This window comes from Oceanobacillus sp. FSL K6-2867 (genome assembly GCF_037963145.1).
Taxonomy (GTDB): Bacteria; Bacillota; Bacilli; order Bacillales; family Amphibacillaceae; genus Oceanobacillus.
Window position 1 is genome coordinate 2,614,992 of sequence record NZ_CP150144.1, and the last position, 11,006, is coordinate 2,625,997.

The window sequence follows — 11,006 nt, forward strand, 5'->3', positions numbered from 1 at the left end:
TTTCTGCCTGCCTTCATTTTACTGTTGATATAGGAATAGGTTTGTTAATTATTAAGAGAAAATAACTTTCTTGGTCGTCCTTTTAAATAAGGACGCTCCTCTCCAGATACCTTAATAACATTACCAGATAGCAGCTTATTGACAGTCCTTTCTGCACTCCGCTTCGTAACTTTATAGTAGGCAGCAATGTCATTTGAAGAGAATGGTTCATTATTGCGGTCTGTTATAAAATCAATGAAATTATAGGAAAGTTCATTGTTCAATCGTGCTTTATGAATCAATGCATGGAATAGACGTGAGGTATCAATATCTCTGCGAATGCCTATTGGTCCAATTGTATCCTGTCTTTCATTGACAATATAACAGAGACTGTGATTTTCATTTTTACATTTTTCCAAAGCTAGTCGTGCATGCACTTCGGCTTCGTTTGCTGATAGGCCAAGTCCAAAGCCAATATCAATCGGAATATCTAATTCAGCTTCAAATTCCCGTAAAAGCGGGAAATCACGGTAATGAGTTTGTATATAATCAATCAATTTCTTCGTTCCCACCAGTACAAATTGATGGTCGTGTTTATCGGTGAGAAGTGAATCGGTTCGTTCAGCAAATCGGCTCAAAAGATTTTGCATTTTGATAGTTAGCGCTTTCAATTCTTGTAGCTTAAGCTGATCCTGATTTTTCAATCGGATATATCCAGCTACCAGAAGGGCGCTTTTATGCTGGTTCAGTTCGGTAAGTGATTTGGCAGATTCAATGGCATGTAATAAATTTACCTCTGGAATAATCATGCTGCTGCCTGGAATCCCAGCTTCTTTTAGAAGGATCTCTACTTCTTTGCTTGATGTAAGAACATAGTCAATTTTGCCTTCATTCCATAGATTTTGATGAAAGCTAGTAATTTTTTGAATATCGGGCGACTCATCATCACCATAGCTATAATGATAGATTTGTTTATTATTAAAGCTAAGTTCTTTACTGACTTCTGCAAGATGCTGTCCGTCAAGTACATCGATTGAAATGCGATCAAGGACTTGGTTATAATCGTTTTTAAGACGATAGAAAGAGGTAAGTATCATGTACTCATCAAAAGCAACCTGAACAGCTGGCAAACGTTTCTTTTTAATTTTTTCCTTGGCGCATAGATAGGATATTGCTTCCGTGAATAAATAAACATCACACATGAAAGCCCTTTCAATTAATTCGGGAGTTTCACTCGAATGTGTGTATGCAAATGGAAGGATTTCCAAATTTTCATCACGCTTTGCTAGTGTATGTACACGTTTTATCGTTTCTTCGTTTCCAAAAACTGCAATTTTAACTTTCATGCCGCACGCTCCGATCCTTACTTTTTTTAGATAATGTTCCATTGGTTATATAGTTCATTAAATGCCTGCCAACTTCTGCTATGAAATGATGTGCTATGCCATTATTTTCCCATCCTTCCGTCAATACAGCAACCTCTAATTTTTTTCCATTTGCTTCCATAATTGCTGCATCATGCTCTGTACCAGGCAATTCTCCTGTTTTATGGTAGATATTTAGATTGTCTTGATGCATCTGAAATGAGGGTAATTTATGATTGAATTGTTGATTTTTAAGTATTCTGCGAACTTCCTTGCGTATATTTTCACTATAGGGGCCATTTTCATTTGAAAATAGCTTAAGCAAGTGAACAATATCTGCTGCGGTTGTAACGTTTTCCTTTCCGTTTGCCTGTGCTTCTTGGTCCATAAATAAACGACACATTACGGTATGCTGACAGCCGAGCTTTTTAATAGAATGATTTAGACGTTCTATACCTATTGTATCAAGTAATATATTGGAAGCGGTGTTATCGGAAACAATAATCATAAGCTCCAATAAATTCTGATAACTGTACGTATCGTGATCCGTTAAATAATTGATGATACCAGCACCTTCTACCATTGCGTCAGGTGCAATAGAAATGCGTTGATCCTTTTGAATTATTCCAGCTTCCATTAGTTGCAGTACTTCAGCAAGAATAAATAGTTTACTGACACTTGCAGCTTTTCTTGGTGTATTTGCATTAATTTGGATTATTCCCTCTGTACTATGAACAACGATGGAGATGTTTTTTAGATTACGAGAAGATAAAGAAAGCAGTTCTTTCTTTAAATCGGAAATATTCATTGCTTTCCTTCCACCTTACTATTAGATATGACTGCATTAATTTAAATAATATCATATTGAATTTTCATAATATTGTCAAGAAAACTGGTTAATTTGTAAGAAGACATATAATGCAGAAAGGTCTATAGTAGCTCCTGCCCTGGGTTTAATGATTCAAAAACATACTAATTACCTAATTAAAACGTTAATTGTTAGAATTTAGTCTTTTTAGTGTGATAATATTACTAGAACGTAATAGCTATAAAAATAGTCAAATTATATAGAAACATTAATATATATCATTGTAAATTTTTGAATTATAGGGTAATATATTGAAAGATAGCTTATATTAAAATAAATTTACAAAGCTATTACAAAGAAACAGGGGGTCAGAAAATATGAAATTTTCTAAAAAGTCATTATTATTATTGGTTTTTGGACTGTTGCTGAGTGTTCTAGTAGCATGTGCGAGTGAACCAGATGAAAATGATTCTTCTAGTGATGAAACAGGCGAAGGAACAGAAGATGCTGCTCCTGCAGGAGAACAAGACTTAATGATTGCAACTCTGTCAGATGCTGTTTCGCTAGATCCAGCTGGTTCAAACGATACTCCTTCAAGTAACGTTCAAGCGAATATCTTTGAATCACTAACAAAACAGGATGAAAATATGGAAGTACAACCAAGCCTGGCAGAAAGCTGGGAACAAGTTGAAGATACAGTATGGGAATTTAAATTACGTGAAGGCATAAAATTCCATGATGGCACAGACTTTAACGCTGAAGCAGTTAAGAAAAGCATTGAACGTATATTAGATCCAGAAGTAGCATCACCACGCCTATTTCTCTATGAAATGATTACAGATATTGAAGTTGTAGATGACTATACAGTTCGCTTTACAACAGAATACCCATTTTCTCCACTGCCAGCTCACTTAGCGCATAATGGCGGAGGTATCATTTCACCAGCTGTCATTGAGGAAGACTATGCTGCGATGGAAGCTGGAGAAGATCCAGGAAGTGTTATTAACGAAAAACCATATGGCACAGGCTTCTTTAAATTTGAAGAATGGCAGCCAGGAACACAAATTACACTGGTTAAAAATGATGATTATTGGGGAGAGCAAGCTTTGCTCGACTCTGTAACATTTAAAGTTGTTGGAGAAGGTTTAACACGTGTTGCTGAATTAGAAACAGGCACATCACATATTGCTGACCCAATTAGCCCGAACGATGTTGCTCAAATTGAAGCGATGGATGGTGCGAGTCCGGCGAAACAAGATAGTGTAAGTTTATCTTATATCGGATTCAATATGGAAAAAGAGCCATTTAATGATCCACTAGTTCGTCAAGCTATCAACTTGGCAATTGATAAAGAACAAATCATTACAGGTATTTATGATGGTAATGGTATACCAGCAGTTGGGCCTTTAGCGCCTGGAGTACTTGGCTATGACGAAAATGCACCGGGCCTGGAGTATGATCCAGATCGTGCTAGAGAATTGTTGGCAGAAGCTGGCTATGAAGACGGATTCTCTACAACACTTTGGACAAATGACAGCCCGGAGCGTATGGATACTGCAACAAACCTACAAGCTCAACTTGCTGATTTTGGTATTAAAGTAGAAATTGAAGTTCTTGAGTGGGGTGCATATCTTGAGCAAACTGCGCAAGGTGAGCATGATATGTTTATCCTTGGCTGGTCAACAGTAACAGGGGATGCGGATTATGGGTTATATCCATTGTTCCATTCTGAGAATGTTGGAGAACCAGGAAACCGTACATTCACTAAAGATGATGAGTTAGATGGATTGTTAGAAGAAGCACGTCAGGAATCAGACCCTGACACTCGTCTTGAGCTGTACAGCGAAATTCAAACGAAGTTAACTGATATTGCACCAATGCTTTATATACATCACCAACAATTCCTATTAGGTGTTAGTGATAAGGTTCAAGGCTTAACACAGCTGCCAACTGGAATCTTGCAATTACATGAAGTATCACTTCAAGAGTAGTAAAACGTGTATTTGAACATATAAGAGCCCCTAGGGTACCAATTAGGTATCTTAGGGGCCTTTTGTTGATTGCTTGCAGTCAAATTATATAGAAATATAACTAAAAAAAGAAGCGTTCACTGCATTAATGAACGCTTCTATGATTAGGATTAAACGGTAGCAGGCTGGTGCTTCCCGGCTTTAATGTCTTCCATGTAATGACATGCTGCCATATGTCCGTCCAACATTCCATCTGCTTTACGAAGCTCTGGTGTTTCGGTGCGGCATAAATCCGTTGCAAATGGACAACGGGTATGGAACCTGCAGCCTTTTGGCGGATCAATTGGCGAAGGTACATCACCTTTTAAGATGATCCGTTCCTTTTTCTTATCCACATCTGTACTTGGAATTGCAGAGAGCAATGCCGTTGTATATGGATGCATTGTATTTTCAAATAATGATTTTTTATCAGCAATCTCAACGATTTTTCCTAGGTACATTACGATAATTCGATCTGAAATATGACGTACAACTCCCAGGTCATGTGAGATGAATAAATACGTTAATTTGAATTCACGCTGCAGCTTTTTCAATAGATTAATAACCTGTGCTTGAATAGAAACGTCTAACGCTGACACAGCTTCATCTGCAATGATCAGCTGTGGATTAACAGAGAGAGCTCGGGCAATTCCGATACGCTGACGCTGACCACCACTAAATTCATGCGGAAGCCTGTCCGCTTGATGTGCCCCAAGTCCGACGGTTTCCATTAATTCAATTACTCGATCATTCCGCTCATTTTTGGGTACGGAATTTTGAATCTCCATCGCTTCTGTTAAAATTTGTCGTACTGTGTGACGTGGGTTAATCGACGCATATGGATCCTGGAAAATGATTTGCATATCTTTACGAATTTTATTCATTTCACGTTTGTTGTATGCGAGTAAATCCTTCCCACCAAAATCAACCTTGCCAGACGTTGGTTCATCAAGCCGCAGAATGGCTCTTCCAGTAGTAGACTTTCCACAGCCAGATTCACCTACAATACTTAATGTTTCTCCTTCATAAACGGTGAAGGATACGCCATCCACAGCTTTTACATGATTAACGGTACGGCCTAAAATCCCACCTTTAATTGGGAAATGCTGCTTTAAATCAGTAACTTTCAGTAGTTCTTTCTGTTTCTGCATGAACATTCACCTCCGGATCGCCATCCCATTCATCTGAATAGATCCAGCAACGAATTTGATTTCCCTCTTCATCTGTAACGAGGTCAGGTAATTTTTCTCTGCACAATTCTGTCGCGAATGGACATCGTGGTGCAAAGCGGCATCCTTTAGGCATTTCTGCAGGACTGGGCACTGAACCTCTAATAACTGCCAAATCACCTTCAATATCCTGGTCGTGCTGGGGAATAGATTTCATTAATCCAACTGTATACGGATGTTTAGCATCCTTAAATAATGTCTTTGTATCGGTATATTCAACAACTTTTCCGCAATACATCACAGCAACATAATCACATGTTTCTGCTACGACTCCAAGATCATGTGTGATTAATAATACACCCATACCGAGTTTTTCCTGCAAATCTTTGATTAAATCAAGAATTTGAGCTTGGATTGTTACATCAAGTGCTGTTGTCGGTTCATCAGCGATGAGCAATTCTGGATTGCAGGCAAGTGCCATTGCAATCATTACACGCTGCCTCATTCCTCCTGAAAGCTCATGTGGATATTGATTCACACGTTTTTCCGGGGAAGGAATCCCAACTAATTTCAACATTTCAACTGCACGTGCTTTTGCTTGCTTTTTATTTAGTCCCTGGTGAATTTTATAAGCCTCACTAATTTGCTGACCAACTGTGAACGTAGGATTTAACGAAGTCATTGGTTCCTGAAATATCATTGAGATTTCATTACCGCGTATTTTCCGCATGCTAGCTTCACTTTTATCAAGCAGGTTTTCTCCTTTAAACTTGATTTCACCACCAACTATTTTTCCAGGCTCTTTAAGCAGGCGAAGAATGGAAAGAGAGGTAATACTTTTACCTGATCCTGACTCCCCAACGACGCCGAGAATTTTACCTTTTGGAATTGCAAATGAAACACCGTCAACTGCTTTAACCTCTAGATCTTTTGTAAAGAAGGAGGTCTGTAAATTTTTTATTTCCAATATATTTTCATAGGAATTTGGTGCACTTGTCATATAAGAAACTCCTTTCTGACAATAGAATGTTCAAAAAATTCTATTCGAACAAATCAAAGCGATCAGTCTAGATCAATTCGTTTATTTAGATATCGGTACGTAATATCAACTGCTAGATTGACGAAAATAAATAATAGTGCTACGACTAAAATGGTTCCCTGGACTACTGGGAAGTCACGAGCCCGAATAGAGTCAATGATTAATTTTCCCATACCATTTACTGCGAATACACTTTCTGTAAGAACAGCTCCACCTAACAGACCCCCGAATTGAAGACCAACTACGGTAACAACAGGTATCAATGCATTTTTTAGTGCATGGCGGTAAATTACAACTCGTTCCTTAACACCTTTAGCTCTTGCGGTACGGATATAGTCCTGATCAATTACATCAAGCATGCTCGAACGTGTCATTCTTGCAATAATGGCTGCACTCGCTGTGCCTAAGGTTAGAACTGGCAATACGACCTGAGCGAAGCTGCCCCAACCAGATGGCTTAAACCAACTAGTATCACTAATGAATGGAACCCAGCTAGGAAGATCAATACCGATGGCAAACCATTGGATAAGCATAAGTCCAAGCCAGAAGTTAGGCATGGATAACCCGAATAATGCAATAATCATAAGCGATGTATCGGCGAATGAATACCTTTTTGTAGCCGATATGACTCCTACAATTAGTCCCACAAATACGGCAATAACTGTACTATAGATTGCAAGTTCTAACGTAACCCAAAAACGTGCGCCGATTTCAGTTGTTACATCCCGTCCGCTTCGCATGGAGCTTCCAAGATCGCCTTGTACAGCATCCTTTATATAATTAAAATACTGAACTGGTAATGGATCGTTTAAACCCAATCTTTCCCTGATATTTTCAACCTGTTCCTTTGGGGCACTTTCACCTGCCATAATTTGAGCTGGGTCCCCCGGTACTAGGTGCATCATACTGAATACGAGAATGGAAACCCCGATTAAAACGGGAATAGTTTGGATAATTCTTCGGATAATAAACTTAAACAAGATCTTTCACCTCTTTCTACTCTTTTGTCTTCGGATCGAATGCATCTCTTAAACCATCACCAAGCATATTGAAAGCCAGTACTACAAGCACAATAGCAAGCCCTGGGAAAAGAGCAACATGTGGTGCATTGTATAAATAGTTGCGCCCATCACTTAGCATAGCTCCCCATTCAGGTGTAGGTGGTTGTGCACCAAGTCCCAAGAAAGACAATCCACTAGCAGATAATATAGCTGTAGCTATATTTAGAGTTGCCTGAACAATAATTGGTGAAGTAATATTTGGAAAAATGTGTTTAAAAATAATCCGGGCATCACTAGCTCCTAATGCTCTCATCGCATCAATATACTCGAGCTTCTTAACAGATAAAGTAGAACCACGAACAATCCTGGCGAATACAGGTACAGATGAGATAGCAACCGCGATAATAACATTTTGCAGGCTTCCTCCAAGCACAGTTACGATTGCAAGTGCAAGTAAAATACTAGGGAAAGCGAGCAGGATGTCCATTAATCTCATAAGGATACTATCTGTTCTGCCTCCATAATATCCAGCGAAAATTCCGATAAGCACTCCCGCTGCACCACCTAGCAGAACAGAGAAAAAGCCAACGATTAATGTCAGATTCGTTCCATGAATAATTCGGCTAAAGATATCCCGGCCAAAGTTATCCGTCCCCAGCCAATGATCTCCTGATGGGGATTGTAGTTTATTCAGCATATCTTGCGTATCTGGCTGATATGGCGTGAAGTATGGACCGATTATTGCGACAATTATAAAAAATAGAATAAGAAAACCGCCAAACATTGCTGATTTGTTCTTTTTTAGTTTTCGATAAACTATTTTCCAATTTTTGAATCGCGGGTTAGGAGGTTTTATTGCGGTTCTAGTGTTTTCGATATGTTCTGTCGACTGACTCATAGATTGCTAACTTCCTTTCATAAATAGATTAAAAAGGCAGTTCAAAAAGTCTGGTTAAAATGACACATTCAGACGAGAACCCAACAATGGCCGACACGTGCTGAAACTCACAGAAATGCAAGCCCGTACGCTATAGGTCTCGTCCTAAACTACTATTCTATGTAATTTTCAACTACCTTTTGAACTCGCACCTAAATTGCATATTTACCCACCATTTCTCGATTATAACACGAAAAATTGAATTTACAATTTGATTAAAAAGTGGGACTATTGTCGAAAAAAGCAAGATACTGTAAAATCGGCAATCCTTATTAAAAAAATGTAAATTTTTATTTTTCTGTAATTAATTCGTCTAATTTTTTTGTCTATGATATGCTTAAATAAGACTAAAATAAACGATTGTGTACAAAGAATAAATACTTTATGCCGATAGTGGGGTATGATTTAAAGTTCTTTGACAAAGGAGAGGCTACGGATGGCAAACATATTGGAAAGACTAAATATTACGATTCCAATCATTCAAGCTGGTATGGCTGGCGGAATTACAACGCCTGAGCTTGTAGCAGCTGTATCTAATACGGGTGCACTTGGGACAATTGGCGCAGGTTACATGCACACAAACAAGTTAAAGGAAGCTATTCAACGAGTGAAACAGCTAACTGATAAACCTTTTGCTGTAAATCTGTTTTCTGCTAACCTGGAGGTCTTCACAACAGATGTAGATGAAATGCAAGCACTTTTAAATAAGAAAAGGAAAGAAACAGGCATAGATAAGCAGGAGAATCTTGTTAAAGTAAATGACTATTTACATGAGAAAGTGTATTTGCTTATAAAAGAAAAGGTTCCTATTGTCAGTACAGCTTTCGGGGCCCTTTCTTCCGTGTTAATCGAGCGGCTAAAGGAAAATAACAGCATCCTTATTGGAATGGCAACAAATGTTAGTGAAGCACAGCTTTTGGAGGATATGGGATATGATATCGTCGTTGCACAAGGTATTGAAGCAGGAGGGCACCGCGGCACGTTTGATATCGAAAAGTACCCGAATGGAAGTGATATTGGTTTAATTGCTCTGATGCAATCAATTTTGGATAATACCTCATTGCCAGTCATTGCGGCAGGAGGGATTTATACAAGGCAGCAACTGGATGGATTGCTTGCGATGGGGGCTAGTGGTGTGCAAATGGGAACGAGATTCTTGCTGGCTAAAGAAGCAGGTACGAACAAAACCTACCGCAGAGCGTTAGTAAAAGCAAATTATCAGGATACTGTGATAACAAACGTGTTCTCAGGCAGGCCAGCAAGAGCAATTAAAAATGGTTTCATCAATGAAATTGAATCCAGTGGTCTGGATGTTTTACCTTTTCCAATTCAAAATGAACTGACAAAGGATTTAAGAGCAGCAGGAGCAGAATTTTCTATTTCGGATTTACAATCACTCTGGGCTGGTCAAGGAGTAGGAGCATTACATAAAGAAGAAAGTGTAGAAGATATTATTGCACTGTTTACGGATAAAAACAGAATGAAGGCAAACCTAATAGAACATGATTAAAAAACAGGGAAAACCAGACTTATCTGGTTTTCCCTGTTTTATTTACTGTAGAGCATGAATATAATAATAATTTACTGCAAATAAAGAATTGTACTCAAATAGTCAAAAAAATGATGCTTTAGAATTATTTGACATTGAATATTGGTTCAGTTAATATAAATTTATTGAAATATAGAACAAAAGGGGTGTTTTTATGAGAAAGATAAAGTTGTTTTTATCGGCTGTATTAGTGATGGGAATGGCACTATTTCTGTCAGCATGCAGTGAAGAAGAGTTTCTTCAAATGCTGACAGGTGGCACAAGCGGTACATATTACCCGCTAGGTGGAGAAATGGCTACTAATATCACGGAGGCAACAGGTATTCAGACGGATGCAGTTTCATCAAATGCTTCGGCTGATAATGTAATCGCTTTAAATGAGGGAGATGCTGAGCTGGCGTTTGTACAAACAGACGTTATGTCAAATGCTGTTGAAGGAATAAACTCTTTTGAAGGAAATCCGATTGATAATGTACTTGCAATTGGAGCACTTTATCCAGAAACAATTCAAATTGTTACCACTGGAGACTCTGGTATTACTTCTGTAGAGGATTTGGCAGGAAAGTCTGTTTCAGTCGGTGCGCCGGGGTCGGGAACATATGTGAATGCAGAGCAAATATTAGAAGTCCATGGAATGACAATGGACGATATTAACCCGCAAAATCTGGATTTCAGTGAATCAACTGGTGGAATTCAAGACGGCAATATTGATGCTGCCTTTATTACAGCTGGAACGCCAACAGGTGCTGTAGAAGGATTATCTGCTACAGTAGACGTTTCGATCGTTCCGATTGCTCAGGATAAAATTGATGAAATGATTGAACAGTATCCATACTATGCAGCTGATACGATTCCAGCGGGTACGTATGGTTTGGATGAGGAAGTAAATACAGTTGCAGTTTTAGCGATGCTGGCAGTAGTAGATAGCGTTCCAGAAGATACCGTTTATGAAATTACGAAGGCTATTTATGAAAATGCAGATAGTATGGCGCATGACAAGGCTCAATTTATTAAACTGGAAACTGCTCTAGATGGTATCGGAATTGATGTACATCCTGGAGCACAAAAGTATTATGAGGAAAAAGGTATAAGCGTCGAATAAACTAACTGTGTATTTATAGATTGCTATAGCCGGCTGTCCACCCTCTTGC

At 38.6% G+C, this 11,006-nt stretch carries 9 protein-coding genes; 3 read left to right on the forward strand and 6 right to left on the reverse strand.

The window, feature by feature from the left end:
• Positions 1 to 44 precede the first annotated feature (44 nt).
• Positions 45 to 1,325, reverse strand: coding sequence for a hypothetical protein (locus tag NSQ77_RS12830; protein WP_339226411.1), 1,281 nt, complete (start codon positions 1,323 to 1,325; stop codon positions 45 to 47).
• Entirely contained in the window at positions 1,315 to 2,151 is an 837-nt protein-coding gene (locus NSQ77_RS12835; protein ID WP_339226412.1) for a serine hydrolase, read from the reverse strand. The genes NSQ77_RS12830 and NSQ77_RS12835 overlap by 11 nt, the downstream gene beginning before the upstream one ends.
• Before the next feature lie 377 nt (positions 2,152 to 2,528).
• Between NSQ77_RS12835 and NSQ77_RS12840 the strand changes: the two genes are divergently transcribed.
• Positions 2,529 to 4,142 carry a glutathione ABC transporter substrate-binding protein gene (locus NSQ77_RS12840; protein ID WP_339226413.1) on the forward strand — a complete coding sequence of 538 codons (1,614 nt, stop codon included), beginning with the start codon at positions 2,529 to 2,531 and terminating at the stop codon, positions 4,140 to 4,142.
• 149 nt (positions 4,143 to 4,291) lie between these two features.
• Here NSQ77_RS12840 and NSQ77_RS12845 read toward each other — a convergent pair whose 3' ends face one another.
• The 4 genes from NSQ77_RS12845 to nikC all read right to left on the reverse strand — a co-directional run bounded on the left by NSQ77_RS12845 (position 4,292) and on the right by nikC (position 8,267).
• A complete protein-coding gene (locus NSQ77_RS12845; protein ID WP_339226415.1) occupies positions 4,292 to 5,311 on the reverse strand; it encodes a dipeptide ABC transporter ATP-binding protein in 1,020 nt (339 codons plus the stop codon).
• Positions 5,277 to 6,329, reverse strand: a complete 1,053-nt coding sequence (locus NSQ77_RS12850) for an ABC transporter ATP-binding protein (RefSeq protein ID WP_339226416.1) — start codon at positions 6,327 to 6,329, stop codon at positions 5,277 to 5,279. The genes NSQ77_RS12845 and NSQ77_RS12850 overlap by 35 nt, the downstream gene beginning before the upstream one ends.
• 62 nt (positions 6,330 to 6,391) lie before the next feature.
• Positions 6,392 to 7,348 (reverse strand): ABC transporter permease, encoded by a 957-nt coding sequence (locus NSQ77_RS12855; protein WP_339226417.1) that lies wholly within the window; start codon positions 7,346 to 7,348, stop codon positions 6,392 to 6,394.
• A gap of 16 nt (positions 7,349 to 7,364) precedes the next feature.
• Positions 7,365 to 8,267, reverse strand: coding sequence for a nickel transporter permease (gene nikC / locus NSQ77_RS12860; RefSeq protein ID WP_339226418.1), 903 nt, complete (start codon positions 8,265 to 8,267; stop codon positions 7,365 to 7,367).
• A gap of 475 nt (positions 8,268 to 8,742) precedes the next feature.
• On the opposite strand from nikC, the gene NSQ77_RS12865 reads away from it, so the two are divergent.
• Together NSQ77_RS12865 and NSQ77_RS12870 are read left to right on the forward strand one after the other, a co-directional pair.
• Entirely contained in the window at positions 8,743 to 9,816 is a 1,074-nt protein-coding gene (locus NSQ77_RS12865) for a nitronate monooxygenase family protein (protein ID WP_339226419.1), read from the forward strand.
• Positions 9,817 to 10,009: 193 nt separating this feature from the next.
• Complete coding sequence (locus NSQ77_RS12870) at positions 10,010 to 10,957, forward strand: TAXI family TRAP transporter solute-binding subunit (RefSeq protein WP_339226421.1); 948 nt, start codon at positions 10,010 to 10,012, stop codon at positions 10,955 to 10,957.
• The last annotated feature ends 49 nt before the right edge of the window (positions 10,958 to 11,006 follow it).